The organism is Schlesneria sp. (assembly GCF_036405755.1).
In the GTDB taxonomy this organism is placed as follows: domain Bacteria; phylum Planctomycetota; class Planctomycetia; order Planctomycetales; family Planctomycetaceae; genus Schlesneria; species Schlesneria sphaerica.
Genome location: NZ_DASWWZ010000192.1, coordinates 22,477 through 37,888 on the forward strand (window position 1 = coordinate 22,477; position 15,412 = coordinate 37,888).

Annotated in this window: 15 protein-coding genes and 1 pseudogene; 11 read left to right on the top strand and 5 right to left on the bottom strand. The window is 55.9% G+C overall.

Translation table 11 applies throughout. From position 1 onward, the window contains the following. Positions 1-8 precede the first annotated feature (8 nt). Positions 9-2,438 (top strand): arylsulfatase, encoded by a 2,430-nt coding sequence (locus VGE80_RS06470; RefSeq protein WP_440592084.1) that lies wholly within the window; start codon positions 9-11, stop codon positions 2,436-2,438. Positions 2,439-2,675: 237 nt separating this feature from the next. Further along, positions 2,676-3,131: a hypothetical protein gene (locus VGE80_RS06475; protein WP_373652160.1), complete on the top strand. Its 456-nt coding sequence runs from the start codon at positions 2,676-2,678 to the stop codon at positions 3,129-3,131. On the opposite strand, the gene VGE80_RS06480 is transcribed toward VGE80_RS06475, so the two are convergent. Continuing rightward, positions 3,097-3,450: a hypothetical protein gene (locus tag VGE80_RS06480; protein WP_397569958.1), complete on the bottom strand. Its 354-nt coding sequence runs from the start codon at positions 3,448-3,450 to the stop codon at positions 3,097-3,099. The genes VGE80_RS06475 and VGE80_RS06480 overlap by 35 nt on opposite strands. Before the next feature lie 214 nt (positions 3,451-3,664). Between VGE80_RS06480 and VGE80_RS06485 the strand changes: the two are divergent. Together VGE80_RS06485 and VGE80_RS06490 are read left to right on the top strand one after the other, a co-directional pair. Next, positions 3,665-5,113: pseudogene (locus tag VGE80_RS06485) on the top strand (DUF1254 domain-containing protein); the annotation flags it as partial. Between the two features lie 39 nt (positions 5,114-5,152). Further along, complete coding sequence (locus tag VGE80_RS06490) at positions 5,153-6,094, top strand: DUF1214 domain-containing protein (RefSeq protein WP_440592092.1); 942 nt, start codon at positions 5,153-5,155, stop codon at positions 6,092-6,094. Between the two features lie 43 nt (positions 6,095-6,137). Here VGE80_RS06490 and VGE80_RS06495 read toward each other — a convergent pair whose 3' ends face one another. Together VGE80_RS06495 and mdlC are read right to left on the bottom strand one after the other, a co-directional pair. Beyond that, positions 6,138-6,548, bottom strand: a complete 411-nt coding sequence (locus tag VGE80_RS06495) for a tautomerase family protein (RefSeq protein WP_373652162.1) — start codon at positions 6,546-6,548, stop codon at positions 6,138-6,140. Positions 6,549-6,822: 274 nt separating this feature from the next. Beyond that, complete coding sequence (gene mdlC / locus VGE80_RS06500; protein ID WP_373652163.1) at positions 6,823-8,436, bottom strand: benzoylformate decarboxylase; 1,614 nt, start codon at positions 8,434-8,436, stop codon at positions 6,823-6,825. A gap of 522 nt (positions 8,437-8,958) precedes the next feature. Between mdlC and VGE80_RS06505 the strand changes: the two genes are divergently transcribed. The 6 genes from VGE80_RS06505 (at position 8,959) to VGE80_RS06530 (ending at position 13,333) form a co-directional block, all read left to right on the top strand. Next, on the top strand, positions 8,959-9,375 hold the full coding sequence (locus VGE80_RS06505) for a cupin domain-containing protein (protein WP_440592085.1): 417 nt from the start codon (positions 8,959-8,961) through the stop codon (positions 9,373-9,375). A gap of 17 nt (positions 9,376-9,392) precedes the next feature. Then, on the top strand, positions 9,393-10,235 hold the full coding sequence (gene sigJ, locus VGE80_RS06510; RefSeq protein ID WP_373652165.1) for an RNA polymerase sigma factor SigJ: 843 nt from the start codon (positions 9,393-9,395) through the stop codon (positions 10,233-10,235). Positions 10,236-10,258: 23 nt separating this feature from the next. After that, positions 10,259-11,026: an SDR family oxidoreductase gene (locus VGE80_RS06515; RefSeq protein ID WP_440592086.1), complete on the top strand. Its 768-nt coding sequence runs from the start codon at positions 10,259-10,261 to the stop codon at positions 11,024-11,026. Positions 11,027-11,141: 115 nt separating this feature from the next. After that, positions 11,142-11,894, top strand: a complete 753-nt coding sequence (locus tag VGE80_RS06520; protein WP_440592087.1) for an SDR family NAD(P)-dependent oxidoreductase — start codon at positions 11,142-11,144, stop codon at positions 11,892-11,894. A 50-nt stretch (positions 11,895-11,944) separates the two neighbouring features. After that, the gene (locus VGE80_RS06525; protein WP_440592088.1) at positions 11,945-12,235 is read left to right on the top strand and encodes a DUF1330 domain-containing protein; all 291 of its coding nucleotides are present in this window, start codon (positions 11,945-11,947) and stop codon (positions 12,233-12,235) included. A 216-nt stretch (positions 12,236-12,451) separates the two neighbouring features. Then, positions 12,452-13,333, top strand: coding sequence for an RNA polymerase sigma factor (locus tag VGE80_RS06530; RefSeq protein WP_440592089.1), 882 nt, complete (start codon positions 12,452-12,454; stop codon positions 13,331-13,333). Positions 13,334-13,370: 37 nt separating this feature from the next. Here the strand turns inward: VGE80_RS06530 and VGE80_RS06535 are convergent, their stop codons facing one another. Together VGE80_RS06535 and VGE80_RS06540 are read right to left on the bottom strand one after the other, a co-directional pair. After that, positions 13,371-14,045, bottom strand: a complete 675-nt coding sequence (locus tag VGE80_RS06535) for a DNA alkylation repair protein (protein WP_440592093.1) — start codon at positions 14,043-14,045, stop codon at positions 13,371-13,373. A 130-nt stretch (positions 14,046-14,175) separates the two neighbouring features. Further along, positions 14,176-14,883, bottom strand: a complete 708-nt coding sequence (locus tag VGE80_RS06540; RefSeq protein WP_440592090.1) for a metalloprotease — start codon at positions 14,881-14,883, stop codon at positions 14,176-14,178. A gap of 151 nt (positions 14,884-15,034) precedes the next feature. Between VGE80_RS06540 and VGE80_RS06545 the strand changes: the two genes are divergently transcribed. Further along, positions 15,035-15,412 (top strand): SMP-30/gluconolactonase/LRE family protein (locus VGE80_RS06545; RefSeq protein WP_440592091.1); only part of this gene is annotated, 378 nt, incomplete at its 3' end.

Consider the following 15,412-nt stretch of genomic DNA (forward strand, 5'->3'; position numbering starts at 1 on the left):
AGGATTCGATGAGTCGACGATCAGCGTTAGCGCTTACGGTGGTTGCGTTGGGATGCGTCTCCGGCTTTGTCGGGGCCCTGTTGAACGCGAAGGACGTGCCGCAAGACAACCCACGATCAGATACGAAAACACAGGTGGACGGATCTGTCCTGCCGTTTCCACCGACTCCCTCTGCTTCTACCGCCGGCCTGACGATTCAGGATTCGCTTCATAAAAAGAGAGTCGAACCGAAGCGCCTTTCTGCCGAGGCACCGAATATTCTGATCATTCTGATCGACGATGTGGGCCCGGGGACTCCGTCCACTTACGGTGGCGAGGTCAACACACCGACGCTCAGCCGCGTGGCAAAAAAGGGAATTTCCTATAACCGGTTTCATTCCACGGCGATGTGCAGTCCGACGCGGGCATCACTGCTCTGCGGGCGGAATCACACTCGCGTGGGGAATGGTCAGATTGCGGAGTTCGCGAATGATTGGGACGGGTTTAGCGGATTGATTCCTCGATCATCGGCGACCGTCGCCGAAGTGCTTCGGTACTACGGTTACAACACGGGTGCATGGGGCAAATGGCACAACACGCCGGCGCAACAGACATCGGCGAAAGGCCCGTTTGATAACTGGCCAACGGGATACGGATTCGAGCACTTCTACGGCTTTCTGGCTGGCGAAGCATCACAGTACGAACCGAACCTGATGCGGAATACCACGGTCGTTAACCCTCACGAACTGCACCGAAAGGACTACCACCTCACGGATGACATCGCCGAGGACGCCATTGGGTGGTTACAGGAGCAACAGGCACTCGCCCCCGACAAACCGTTCTTCATGTACTGGGCTCCCGGTGCAGCACATGGGCCACATCAAGTCGCGAAGGCGTGGGCGGATAAATACAAAGGAAAATTTGACGACGGCTGGGACAAGTACCGTGAGCGAGTGTTCGCCCGACAGAAAGAACTGGGCTGGATTCCGCAGGACGCCCGGCTCACGCCGCGGCCCGAGACCCTCGCCGAGTGGGATTCAATCCCCGACGACGAGAAACCATTCCAGCGGAGACTCATGGAAGTCTTTGCCGGATTCGCTGAGCACGCCGACTACAACGCGGGACGTGTGATCGATGAAATCGAAAAGCAAGGGAAGCTCGACAATACGCTGATCTTCTACATCTGGGGTGACAATGGGTCGTCCGCCGAAGGCCAGAATGGCACCATCAGCGAATTGCTGGCCCAGAACGGTATTCGTACTGAGGTTTCCCAACATATCAAAGAGCTTGATGAACTTGGCGGCCTTGATGCACTCGGCTCGGCGAAAACGGACAACATGTACCATGCTGGCTGGGCATGGGCGGGCAGCACTCCGTACAAATCGACGAAGCTGGTCGCAGCACACTTCGGAGGGACGCGTCAGCCCCTGGCGGTGGCGTGGCCCAGGAAGATCGCGCCGGATGCCAAACCCCGTCCCCAGTTTCACCATGTCATCGATATCGCTCCGACAATCTACGAATTGACCAATATCGTTCCACCCCGGGTGGTTAATGGTGTACCGCAGGATGAGTTTGATGGAATCAGCATGGCATACACCTTCACCGATTCGAAGGCGAAGGGGCGGCGGACGACCCAGTTCTTTGACATCATGGGGAGTCGTGGGATCTACCATGACGGCTGGTACGCCTGTACGTTCGGTCCCCGCACCCCCTGGGCTCCTGGATTGCCGAAAGGAATTGACGAATGGACCCCCGAGTCGGATGTCTGGGAGCTTTACAATCTGGAGGAAGACTGGACTCAAGCCAACGATCTGGCGGCAGACCTGCCAGAGAAAGTCGCTCACATGAAGAACCTGTTTCTTGTCGAGTCGACTCGAAACAAAAACCTGCCGATCGGAGGGGGCTTGTGGACGATGGTCATGCACCCCGAAGACTTGCCGATGAGTCCCTTCCACAGTTGGACATTCAACGGTCCTTTAACTCGCATTCCCGAAGCGACGGCTCCCAAGCTGGGAGCACTTCCCAGCAATGTTGTCATGGTTGTCGATGCGCCAGAAAACGCCGAGGGAGTCCTCTACTCGATCGGAGGCTTCGCGGGGGGCCTCACCTGTTTCGTGAAGAATGGTCACCTGCACTATGAATACAACTTGTTCATGATTGACCGCACCCGCATCAAGTCAGAAGCGAAATTTCCGGCAGGGAAGGTGAAGGTCGAGGTCGAGTCCCGACTGACGGCTCCTCGCCCCGGTTCGCCGATGGATGTGACACTCAAAGTGAATGGCAAGACGGTGGCACAAGGGCGCGTACCACAGACGGCGGCTGTCGGCTTTACCGCGAATGACTGTCTCGACATTGGTGTCGACTATGGCTCGCCAGTGTCGAAGGACTACTACGACCACGCTCCGGCAAAATTCAGTGGGACTGTCGAGAGAATAACTTTCGAGTATGTGAAGGAGTAAACAGGCTGAACCGCTGAGCCCTGAGGAGACAACGGGAAGCTGCCCAGGACTCATGTCCCCTCGATACCTCCGCTTGAATTGTGAGGAAGGTGCCACGAAAGGCGGATAAACGGAATGTGGCATTACAGTTGCCGCAAATCTGCGGAACCGTAGCTCCATCTTCCCTGAAAACGCCCCAAAGGCACGGGGCCGCTTCTGAGAAGCCTCGACCGCACTTCCAGCAGGAGGGACCGCCCCGTGACTGATGAACACAAACGCCCGGCCTCTTCGACGATTGCGGTGGTGTTATTGTGGTTACAAGGAGTCTACTTTGCTGTGTTCGGCGTCTGGCCGCTCATCAGTATACGGACGTTTAAACTCGTCACCGGTGAGAAGACCGATCACCTTGTAACAGGGCTGGAGGCCGACCACTGGCTCGTCATGACTGTTGGATTGCTGATCACTTCGATCGGTCTGGTGCTGATTCTGGCGGCCTGGCGTCGTCGCGAATCTCTGGAAATCGTGTTCCTCGCGATGGCGAGTGCGATCAGTCTGGCCGCAATCGACTTCATCTACGTGACTCGAAGCGTGATTCTTCCGATTTATCTCGTCGACGGCGTCATTGAGATTGCGTTTCTGGCCGGCTGGATCGCGTATATCGTAACGCGGTCGCGCCAATTCAGAACAACCGGGAGCCAGGATAGTTCCGCATGATCATTCGTCTGAGTAGAAACAGAACGATGAGATTGACAGCTTTCCACCAGAGAAGCCATGAGGTCAGGATCCATGCTTCAATGACGTCCGAGATTCCGAAGAGGACAAAAGAAAGTGCGTAGGGCACCTCCATTGGCGAGCGCCTGTGAATCTCCCAGCGACGAAACACAAGAACGGCAAAAATCAACCAGGCCGTCGCTTCGACGAAGTTGAAATAGTGGCAAGCAATTTCACTCAGCATGAACGGACTGCCGGGTGGGCGTTCCCATCGCCACCATGTTTCCGACCATAAGACACGCAGTAGATCGATTGGTAGCATGCGGCCCTTCCCATCATTGAGCAGGTGGAACCTGCGATCAGCGCTGACCGTTTCGACCTTCCTGGTGAATCGAGCGGGAATTGGAGGGTACGAGGAACTGCGAATCTGCGGAAGCTCAGTCAAATTCTGCTCGTGCGATCAGTAGCGAGCATGTCTTTGTTCCCTTAAATTCACCGCATCCACATCTCAACTGTCAGTCGACACAGAACCTTCGATGACAACGTCGCAGGAAAGGGGCCACATCATGCGCGCGCGAATTCACTGGACTGCTCTCCTACTTCTGGGAACCTGCCTGCTATGCCACTGTGTCCCAAGGGACGCTCAAGCACAGCCGAAGAGCGACGCAGTCACACCAGGCGAAGCACGAGCAATCGCGAAAGAGGCGTACATCTATGGCTTTCCGCTGGTGGACAACTATCGCGTCCTGCACTCGTATTTCGTGGACCGCAACAGTGGTGAGCTCAAGGCTCCCTGGAATCAGCTCCATAATGAAACTCGCGTTTATACACCCGAGGATAAAGCAATCCAGACTCCTAACTCGGACACCCCTTACTCGCAATTGGGTACCGATCTTCGCGCCGAACCACTCGTGATCACCGTCCCCCCTGTGGACAATGGCCGATACTACTCGCTTCAATTCATTGACGCTTACACGTTCAACTTCGCCTACGTCGGCAGTCGCTCAACCGGAAACGGCCCCGGTCGATACCTGCTCGCCGGCCCCAACTGGAACGGTGAAAAGCCGGAGGGGATCGACGCCATCATTCGATCAGAAACCGAAATTGGCTGGATTCTGTATCGAACGCAACTCTTCAAACCGGACGACATTGATGAAGTCCGTAAAGTACAGATGGGGTACAAGGTCCAGCCACTCTCCTCCTATCTCGGCAAGCAGGCTCCGATTGCGACTAAGTTGGAATTTGCCCGGCCGCTGACACCCGAGCTTCAAAAAACGTCACCAGAGTTTTTCCAGATACTGAACTTTGTCCTGGGGCTTTGTCCTACGCATCCAAGCGAACGGGAACTGATGGCCCGATTCAGTAAACTGGGAATCGGTCCAGGTGGAACCTTCGATTCTGGAAAGCTCTCACCGGAAATCCGAAACGGTGTTCAACAGGGGATGGTCGATGCGTGGAACGAGTTTCTTCAGTATAAGAAGGAACAGATCGATACGGGGGAACGAACGGCCGCTGACGGCTTCGGAACTCGGGAATTTCTGAAAAACAATTACCTGTCGCGCATGTCCTCCGCCGTCCTGGGAATCTATGGAAACTCGAAGGAAGAGGCACTTTACCCGGCCTATTTTGTGGATGCCGGCGGGAACAAGTTGGACGCTTCAAAACACCGTTACGCTCTTCGGTTTGCTCCCGGCGAGTTACCCCCCGTGAATGCGTTCTGGTCCCTGACGATGTATTCGTTGCCGAAGAGCCTGCTTGTCGCCAATCCCCTGAAGCGTTATCTGATCAATTCACCGATGCTGCCCGACCTGAAGCGGGATGCTGACGGCGGAGTGACCCTCTACCTGCAGCACGACTCACCGGGTAATGAAAAGGAATCCAATTGGCTGCCGGCTCCCGACGGAGAGTTTTTTTCCATTCTCCGTTTGTACTGGCCGAAGGAAGAAGCCCTCGCCGGCCGCTGGAAGCAGCCACCTTTGCAGCGTATAGGAGGCGAAGGAACCACGGCGGTGACGGGCACGATAGTGACGGTAGACAACTTCGTCCGTGCAGAGAGCGACGCGTACTTCGCCGCAACGATTAAGGGGTATAACGCACTGGGGCAATTCAGTCACAATCGTGTCCCCACCCCCATCGACAAACAGACTGTCGTTCGAATGAATCGCGACACGCTCTACTCTGCAGCCGTGTTCGATCTGGACGCTGGTTCGGTAAAAATCACGCTCCCGGATGCAGGAAAACGATTCCTTTCGATGCAGGTTATTAATCAGGACCATTACACCCCTTTCGTCGCGTACGAGCGGGGATCTTACACGCTGAACCGTGAGAGCATGGGGACCCGTTACGTCCTGGCTGCGGTACGTATTCTCGCCGACCCTTCAAACCCTGTTGATATTCAGGCCGCGACCCAGCTTCAGGATGCCATTAAGGTTGAACAGGCGAGCAAAGGTACGTTCAAGACAACCGAGTGGGACGAGGCCAGTCAGAAGACCGTTCGCGACCTGTTGATCGCGCTCGGTTCACAGCTTTCCGATACTCGAGGAATGTTTGGCACGAAGGCCGAAGTGCAGCCAGTAAGGCACCTCATCGGGAGCGCAATGGCCTGGGGCGGAAATCCCGACAAAGACGCGTTCTATCTCAATGTCACACCGAAAGAGAACGATGGTAGAGTCGTTTATCGAATGACAATCAAGGACGTTCCCGTCGACGGATTCTGGTCGATCAGCGTGTATAACGCCGAAGGCTTTTTCGAGGAGAATAACCAGCAGGCCTACACGATCAACAACGTGACTGCCAAGACTAACGCGGATGGCTCAGTCACTGTCCAGTTTGGCGGCTGCGAGGGGTCGATGCCGAACTGTCTGCCCATCACACCAGGCTGGAACTATATGGTCCGCCTCTACCGTCCACGGAAAGAGATCCTCGAAGGCAAATGGAAATTTCCGACGGCAGAACCGGTTCGGTGATTCGCTTGCCTGAAGCCCAGGAAAATCGGCATCTGCTTCGAATTCAGTGATTTTTGGTTGCCCCTGCCGCAATCCACTCGTGTTCATGCCCTGGTTCCGGCAGCGTGCGTCCTCCTTCGATGGCGAAGCGTGCGGGGCTATTCTGGATGACGACAAGGATACGGGAAGCAGGAAACCCTGTGACGCGGGTGGCTGCATCCGCAATGGCCGCCAGCAGCTGGGAGGTTTCTCCATCAGGGTGCCCGGTTCGAACCCATCCTGTAATCAATAGTGGTTGAGCCGGCTGGCCGTCGGTGAAGACATTGTCTGCGGCAAGTTCATTGAAGACGACATTGACGTAGCGACCGGGGACGTGGTTGATCGCCGAATGGATACGCGTGACTTCCGCGGCCAATGCGCTTTTCAAGTCACTCGAAAGCGTTCCAGCGGCGATGGTGCAGTGGTAGATCGGCATGGAAACCTCCCTTTCATGATGAGCCAGGAAACTGAAGTCGAGTGCCCTGGTTCAGTCGAGTGATCGGATGAACTCTGTTCGACGTCTGGTGACTGTCCTCCCAATCAACGGAAGAATCGGCGCAGTTACCGGAAGCAGATTAAGAAGGCGAAGCTCAAGCCAAGCAGTTCCGTCGCAGCACTGACCCAGCCCGACAACTCAGCAAGAGCTTCGCCACGTTCCCTGGCATATTTCAAACCCCGTTTCAGAACGAGAGTAGCGGACACGTTGACGACTAACCCAGGTGGGGAAGCTGGGGTTTCGTGGGGACGACAATCACAGTGGGACCTTCTACATCAAGAGCCATCCGAAATTCCCTCGCCAGTTCTTCCGTGGTCTCGACATTGATGCCGCGGCATCCGAACCCCGTTGCCAGTGACGCGATATCCAGCCCCGGAAGATCCAATCCGGGAACGTGCGGGGTCTTTTCGAGGAGTGCGAACGACTTGAGGATCGCGTACTCACCATTTCGGAACACCACGAAGATGATGGGCAACTTGTGGCGCGCCGCAGTCCAGATCGCCTGGACAGAGTACTGGAACGAGCCATCACCGATCGTCGCGACGATGGTCCGTTTGACGCCCTTCTCACGGTCCCCCAGCGCCACGCCAACTGCTCCGGGCACACCCCAGCCGATTCCACCACTCCCAGTCGCGAAGAAACTACAAGGGCGTGTCGTGGGTAGCCAGTTGAACTGGTCGAGCAGGGTCGAGGTGGATTCCATCACCAGTACTGCATTAGCTGGCTTGACCTCGCTCAAGACTTCGTACACCGCGTTTGAGGTGAGGGGGGCGGTGGCGTGACCTTCTTTGCGACGCTGCCGGAGGAGAGGTCGAGGAGGCACGCGGCCCGCCGCCACCTCCACCAGCAACGTCAGCTCCTTTAGAGCGATGCCAACGTCACCCACCAGACTCGCGCCGACAGGTGCAACAGCACTCAGGTGCGGATCCGAAGTGATCTGCAAGAGTTCCACCCCTTCTGGCAGGTAGTTGCCGGCCACATAGGGATAGTAGCGGAAAACCTGGGCACCCATGGCCACGACGAGGTCGTATTGACCGATCACCTTCTCAACGTCGGCAATCGTGAGTGGCAATGGTCCCGCATAGAGCGGATGGTCCTCGGGAAACGACACGCGGTCCGATAGTGCGCTGCCGTAAACGGGGACCTGTAACTTCTCAGCGAATTCGATTCCCGCTGCCCAGGCGCCGGCCCGATCAATCTCAGGCCCGTACAGCAGCATGGGGCGTTTCGCGGCGTTGATTTTCTCAGCGAATTGAGCCAGTCGCGCAGGATCCGGGGCGACTCGGTCGCTCACCGTACGGACGGCGGCCGGCCCGAGTGCCGGCTTGTCCCAATCGTCCATCGGAATCGAAATAAAAACCGGTCCTTGAGGGGGCTGCATGGCAACGGCGTAGGCCTGCATGAAAGCCCCGGGGACATCTTCGGCGCGCGCCGGCTCAAAGGCCCATTTGACCCATGGCTGAGGCAGTAGTGTCGCGTTGGGGTTATTGAGGTAAGGATCGATCAGTGACATTTCACGGGTCTGCTGGCCGGCGGTAACGATCAGCGGAGTATTTGAACGGTAGGCGGCAACCAGACTTCCCATGGCGTTTCCGGTTCCGGCAGCAGTGTGCAGGTTGACCAACGTCGGCTTACCGGTCGACTGAGCGAATCCGTCCGCCATTGCCAATGCAGAGGCTTCCTGAAGTGCTAACACATAGGTGAAGTCGTCCGGGAAATCTCGCAGAAACGATTGTTCTGTCGAACCGGGATTGCCAAACACGGTTGTCAGTCCCAGCTCTCTCAGAAGATCATAAGTCGCGTCATGAACTGTAGGTCGTCCGGTCATTTGTTTCCCTTTCGTAATGAATGAAGCACCACCTGCTGAATGACGAGTCAGATCTGAGGCAAGGCTGATAGGACATTGGCAGTCAGTCGTCTGCCCTTCACGAAAGCTGACTGAAAGACTGCGTTGGCCGTGGATGTTGCCAGTTCGCAAAGTGTGTACCGCGTCGGCTACGGGGCGCTGGAATCCGCAGGTTGTCTGCACGATTGCCTTGTTTTTCCACATTTCGCACGCGGAAGGGATGTTCACATTCTGGATCAGTCCTAAAGCGTGACCAGTGATTTAGCTGGTTGACCAATAACTTACCCACGCCTGCGAGCAGGGCTGGCGTCCACCCTCGAAGGAACGCTCATCAGTTCTCAGTGGTCCAGCAGCGATCTTTAGAGATTGCCCTGGGATGAACGGCCCTGAATTTCAGAGAAAATATTCTCAGAAAATTCTGGAGGCCGTGTCACAAATGGTCTCGCCCGTTCGTCCTTGTTGCAGTTGAACAAGACCATAGTTCTTTCAGGAAGGATTCATGACATGGTTCGCAAAATCTGGATTACGGTACTGGGAATCGGTTTGACGGCAAGCGGGTATGCGATCGCAACCCATGAAGGCCGTGAGCATGGCACCGTGAGGCCTCTTGCGGCCTGGGACATCAAGGAAAAAATTGACGGCAAAGCATCAAAGGGGACCGCGGCTGAGGTCACTCTCGAGCCGGGTCAGGCAGGGGCTGCTCACCGCCACCCGGGACCCGTTCTGGGCTACGTCCTGGAAGGGGAGTACGAATGGGCCATCGACGACCAGCCGCCCAAAGTGTTAAAAGCGGGTCAGACTTTCTATGAGCCTGGCGGATGTCTGCACCGCGTTTCGAAAAACCCGGGCAAGTCGAAAACACGCGTTCTGGCATGGGTCATCCACTCGCGTGATGCGAAGGATCTGGTCATTCCGGAATAGCGGATCGAGGGCACAGCATGACTGAAATGAATGAGCTTCGTTCGCGGTTAATGTCGATAGCATACCGCATGCTCGGAAGTGTGGCCGATGCCGAGGACGCCGTGCAGGACGCCTTTCTGCGTTATCAAACAGCAGGGGGCGTGTCGTCGGCCGAAGGGTTTCTGATCAGGACGACAACTCATCTTTGCATTGATCGCCTACGCGACAGGAAACGACGCGCCTACGTCGGACCCTGGGTTCCCGAACCTGTCGCAACACGCTTCGAGCAATCGGACTCGGTCCTGGCGGAGTCATTAAGTCAGGCCTTCCTGCTACTGCTGGAACGTCTGACTCCCGACGAACGGGCCGCGTTTCTGTTGAGAGTCGTTTTCGACTACGAGTACTTTGAACTGGCCGAGGTCCTGGGAAAATCCGAGGACGCAGTTCGGCAACTCGTCAGCAGGGCACGGAGCCGATTGGGACTGGATGGCAATAAACGGTACGCCGTGAAACAGGCCAAAGCGGACGAACTCGCAACCCGATTTATCGACGCCTGTCGGACAGGGGATGTCAAAGCTGTCGAGGCGATGTTATTCGAGAATGCCGAAATCCATTCCGACGGGGGAGGAAAAGTGTCAGCCGCACGAGTGGTCATTCGAGGCCGCAATCCGGTTGCTCGGTTCCTGATCGGTGTCTTCCGCAAACGGTGGATGCAGAACGTTCACTCTACCACGGTGAATGGCGAACCCGGACTCGTCTTTCGGGATAGCGAAAACATTGTCTCGGTGTTGTCCCTGCAAATCGATGAGGCTGTTCAGGCCGTCTACATCACCGTCAACCCGGACAAACTTGCCCGCTGGGAGACGGCTCAAATTCAATAACGAATTCCAACCAGGAGAAAGACATGAAAATTATCGTTGTGGGAGGCAGCGGCCTCATCGGAAGAAGACTGATTCCTTTGCTTCGTGATCAAGGTCATGACGCACAGCCTGCGTCACCATCGACAGGGGTGAATACGCTAAGTGGTCAAGGACTCGATGAAGCACTCAACGGGGCGACCGTCGTCATCGATGTTTCAAACTCCCCCTCGTTTGAGGAGGATGATGTCATGCAGTTCTTCACTGTTTCCACGCGGAATCTGCTTGCGGCAGAAGCTCGAGCCGGGGTCACTCACCATGTGGCACTTTCGGTCGTCGGAGCTGATCGGATCCGTGACAGTGCCTACATGCGGGCCAAAGTGGCTCAAGAAAAATTGATCCAATCGAGCCCCATCCCTTTTACGATTCTGCGAGCCACACAGTTCTTCGAGTTTCTGGGGACCATCGCCGATCAAAGCACGGCAGATCGCGTGATTCGGTTACCGAGCGCACCGATGCAGCCGGTTGCAGCGAATGATGTCGCGGAAACCCTCGCAGACATTGCGACAGGCCCTGCTGCAAATCGAATTTGTGATCTGGCAGGCCCCGAATCGCTTTCCATTGCCGAATTTATTGAGCGATACCTCCTCAGTAACGGCGATAACCGGACCGTGATTCGGGATGATCACTCGGGATACTTCGGCGCACACCTCGATCAACTTGGTTTGATTCCTGAAACGACGGAGCGCATTGGACGTACTAACTTCGATGAATGGCAAAATCGCCAAACGAAGCTGGAGTTTGCGACGAAGTAGGTTTGAACTCCAGCAACACGGAATGCGAAACCCTGCCCATCATCTCTAAAAAATCCAGCATTCTTCTGTCACAGTCCTCCTGTCCGCGTGTCGAAGTGGGCAGGAGGACAAATTCATGTCGAAGCTACGCGGAAAAATCGCACTCGTTACAGGTGCGTCAAAGGGGATCGGTGCGGGAATTGCGAACGAACTCCCTCGCCACGGGGCGTCGGTCGTGGTGAACTACGCGACTGACAAGGAGGGGGCTGACGCCGTCGTACAGGCGATTACCCGAGAGGGAGGGAGTTCACGGGCGGCTCAGTGTGATCTCGCTCGTGAAAGCGATGTCATACGTATGTTCGATCAAGTGAGGGATGCTTATGGAAGACTTGATATTCTGGTGAACAACGCCGGCGTCTATCGGAGCATGCCGATCGAGACGCTGACCGCCGCAGAATTTCTTCGCCAAACGAGTGTGAACGTACTCGGGCCGTTGCTGACGATTCGTGAGTCTCTTCGTCTGTTCACGGATCAAGGGGGAAGCATCATCAACATTGGCTCAAGGGCCTCCACGTCGTACATCCCTGGATATGTGATCTACAGTGCCGCAAAAGCTGGCCTGGATGCCGTGACGGGAGTCCTGGCGAAGGAACTCGCTTCAAGAAACATCCGGGTAAACTCAGTGAACCCCGGCGCCACATTGAGTGAAGGAACGCGTCAGGCGGGGATGTACGGAACCGGAAGCGACTTCGAAAAAGAACTTATCGCCATGACGCCCCTGGGGCGTATCGGCACGCCGGAAGACATCGCACGGGTCGTCGCCTTTCTCGCGTCCGAAGACGCCGCTTGGTTGACGGGAGAGCATATCACCGCTTCCGGCGGTCTGTGACCCGACCAATCAACTTAATCCTGCATCCCATTCTTGTAAGGACGACCGACATGCCAGCCTACATCGTGTTCACTCGAGAGAAAACACTCGATCAGTCTGAATTGGAAGCCTACTGGAGTAAGGTCGGGACCACGCTCGAAGGGGTCCCGCTGAAGGTTCTCGCAGCGTACGGTCCGCATCAATCACTGGAGGGCCCCGACGTGGAAGGGGTCGTCATCGCCGAATTTCCATCGATGTCGGAGGCGCGGACATGGTACGAAAGTCCCGCCTACCAGGAGGTAGCTAAGCACAGACATCGCGGGGCAATTTATCGAGGAGTGATCGTAGAAGGCGTGCAGTAATGAGGGTCGCGTGAAACCCTCCGCAGTCTTCCACCGGTTTCCCCTGTTGCCCCAGGAAGAGGGGCCAGTCGAGAAATGACAGACCAGGGATGTCACGTCGAGTAACTTCATTGAGCGTCAATGTCGGGCAGCGAATTCGAACGGCCAAAGCCTCAACCAAGGTCGCCTTAGACCTGCCACGTAATCTGATCTCCTCACCATCAGGAAAACAAAACCTTGCATAATCCTTTTGCGGAAGTCGTCGACGAATCGACCGATGAGGACCTGATCCAACAGGCAATAAGTGGGAGTCGATCGTCGCTGGAGAAGCTGGTCCTTCTCCATCAGGCCTGGATCTACAACATCGCCGTGCGGATGGTCTTTCACCCGCAGGACGCAGAAGAAGTAACACAGGAAGTCCTCATCAAAATTCTGACGCACCTGAGTACCTTTCGGGGGAAGAGTCGATTTCGGACGTGGCTTTACCAGATCACGACGAACCACATCCTGAACATGAAGCGACGGGGAGCGGAGCTTCCGACGCAGACGTTTTCAAGCTATGCAGCTGCGATTAACGAGGTTCCCGATCTGGATCTTCCTGACCCGGAGAACGTGCCGGTGGATGTGCCTCTGCTGGTCGAAGAGGCGAAGCTGGCGTGCACCACGGGAATGCTGCTCTGCCTGGATCGACATCAGCGCCTGGTGTTCACTCTGGGAGAAATCTTCGGCGTGAGCGATCAGGTCGGCGGTGAAATTCTGGAATTAACCCCCGCCAATTTTCGGCAATGTCTGTCTCGTGCACGCCGCGATCTCTATCACTTCATGAATCGCCAGTGTGGACTGGTCAATGCATCCAATCCCTGTCGCTGTCCCAAGAAGACAAGGGGCTTCATCGAGGCGGGTCATGTCGATCCGCATCGGCTTCAGTTCGTACCATTTCGGGCTCAGCAGATTCGAGATGCCGCCGACGCAACGGCCCAAGTCATCGATTCTGCAGTCGAGCAGCAATCTGCAGAACTGTTCCGCAGTCAGCCGTTTCTTGAGCCGAAAAGCCAAATCGACTGGCTGCGCAAGTTTTTGGTAACCAGCAAGCTTTGCGACACCCTGAACCTCAATTGAGGATGGGAACGCCTTTAGAGATCCCGGCGCGGACCGGTCATTCTCCTGCCAACTGCCGCTTCACCATGAAGTCAACCCAGACGGGAACGTACGGCGGGGTGCAGCCTTTCGAGACCGGCCAATCGCTGTAGAGTCCAATTTTTTCACCGATGGCGATGGTACGACTGCGAAGATCGGCATGATGAATGCCGATTGCCGCCAACGTGTTGTTCATCGTCCACTGAACCTCGGGCCGGGCTTTCGGCAGTTCTTTCTCGATTCGGTCGAGCAAGGCCGTGAGGTCGAAGTCGGCGGTTCTTTTGTTGATCCGGCTGGCAGTGAGATTCCATCCGGCGCGGGCGGCCCAGGGGTCTTTGGCCGTCATCCACTTGAGACGCAGGTTTTCCTTGTCGGGATGTTCCGGGACGATATAGGCATTCAGCCAGTCGGCCACTTGCGAACAGGTGACGGAACGGGTCAGGCGATCGAGTTCACTCATGGAGATTGACTTGGGCTTCATGATGAGCGTCGCGAGAAGTTGCGCATCCACATTTCCGGTCTCCCACAACTGAAGCCCAAGCTCGTGGTCAGTTTTGATCTTCTTCGCGATCGCTCGAATATCGCCAAGCTTCACCCCGAATTGATTATCGGGAGCCCCATTCTTCTTGTTATGGGCACGACGGGCCTCATCACCCATCGATTTCAATTGCGCGAGGACGTCGCTGATGTCCATGCTCACGAGCGGTTCTCCATCGAGTACCAGGGGAAGGATCACGTGGCAGCATACCCTGTTTTGCCCGATAGCACCTACCCCCACGCACCTGCTGCGCCACCTCGTCATTCAGACCAGCACATGCCCCACTTTACTGCCGCGACTGAAGTGCACTGATGCTCTGGATGCACAGAATGAGCATCAGCATGCCCGGCAGCATAAAATCAAATTTGGTAAAGAAGAGATACGCTGCGATACCGGAAGCCACCGCCCCGACTTTCAGCGCGATACCGGTCGGATCCCGGAATCGCATCGCGATGCAAAGGGATTCCAGCACATGTCCTCCGTCCAGCGGCAACACAGGGATCAGATTGAACAGGCCCCAATACAGGTTCTGGATCCACAGGAAATAGAGAACCGATTTGAAGTAGAAATCCGCGGTGTCCGGCAGCGGCTCGAATTGCAGATGATACAGGACTTCACGGTGCGACACGTGCATGATCTTTTCGGCCAGTATCAAGACACCGAGAAGCAGAAATCCTGCGATCGGTCCCATGAGCGAAACGGCGATCGACTTCCAGAGAGAATAACGACGAGTTTGCTGGGAGAGGGCTACCCCGCCACCGAAGAACATCACGATCTCGGTGGGCCAACCGAACGATTCGGCTGTCAGCGCGTGTCCCAATTCGTGAACCAGGATGGAGACGAAGGCGGTGCAGACCCAGATGAAGATCAACTGGTTGGTTGGCAGTTCGGAACCAAACAGAATTGTTCCCAGCCAGAATGTGGGATGAACACGAATTGGAATCCCAAATGCCACAAGTCGCACGTCAAAGGGTGTAGCGCCGATTCCAAACATGAGGTAGGTCATTTCCTAAAGAGAATTCTGCTTGTCGACGGGGATTCTAGCCGCAGCGACAATTGAGGCAAACCGCTACCGGACGCTAGGATGGCAGTGCCATGATTCCGGCCCGCACTTCCACATGACTCAACATCCGAAGGAAAGACCGATGCGATTCCATCAGGTTCTGTTCTCGATTTGTATCAGAAGCGTTTTCGCGGCCACATTATTTATGGGCCGTTGCGATTTTGCCGGGCGAGCCTGTGCCGCCGAACCGATCGTCCCCGCCGACGCCAAGTTAGAGAAACTCTTTGAAGGAAAGGCGCTGACGGAAGGAGTCAGTGTGGCACCGGACGGAACGGTCTATTTCAGCGAGATCACTTTCTCACACATTTCTCGCGATGAGAAGGGGGCGATTGCCGCCGGCTACATCTGGAAACTTGATCCCTCGACGGGGAAGACCACCATTTTCCGCTCACCCAGCGGCATGTCCAACGGTATCAAGTTCGATGCTCAGGGAAACATGATCATTGCTGAAGGAGCTGAC

Bases quoted from the DNA above. Each gene is read 5' to 3' on its own strand.
- VGE80_RS06470 (WP_440592084.1), top strand. From the start codon at position 9: ATGAGTCGACGATCAGCGTTAGCGCTTACGGTGGTTGCGTTGGGATGC.
- VGE80_RS06480 (WP_397569958.1), bottom strand. From the start codon at position 3,450: ATGCTACCAATCGATCTACTGCGTGTCTTATGGTCGGAAACATGGTGG.
- VGE80_RS06495 (WP_373652162.1), bottom strand. From the start codon at position 6,548: ATGCCGATCTACCACTGCACCATCGCCGCTGGAACGCTTTCGAGTGAC.
- mdlC (WP_373652163.1), bottom strand. From the start codon at position 8,436: ATGACCGGACGACCTACAGTTCATGACGCGACTTATGATCTTCTGAGA.
- VGE80_RS06505 (WP_440592085.1), top strand. From the start codon at position 8,959: ATGGTTCGCAAAATCTGGATTACGGTACTGGGAATCGGTTTGACGGCA.
- sigJ (WP_373652165.1), top strand. From the start codon at position 9,393: ATGACTGAAATGAATGAGCTTCGTTCGCGGTTAATGTCGATAGCATAC.
- VGE80_RS06515 (WP_440592086.1), top strand. From the start codon at position 10,259: ATGAAAATTATCGTTGTGGGAGGCAGCGGCCTCATCGGAAGAAGACTG.
- VGE80_RS06520 (WP_440592087.1), top strand. From the start codon at position 11,142: ATGTCGAAGCTACGCGGAAAAATCGCACTCGTTACAGGTGCGTCAAAG.
- VGE80_RS06525 (WP_440592088.1), top strand. From the start codon at position 11,945: ATGCCAGCCTACATCGTGTTCACTCGAGAGAAAACACTCGATCAGTCT.
- VGE80_RS06535 (WP_440592093.1), bottom strand. From the start codon at position 14,045: ATGGACATCAGCGACGTCCTCGCGCAATTGAAATCGATGGGTGATGAG.
- VGE80_RS06540 (WP_440592090.1), bottom strand. From the start codon at position 14,883: ATGTTTGGAATCGGCGCTACACCCTTTGACGTGCGACTTGTGGCATTT.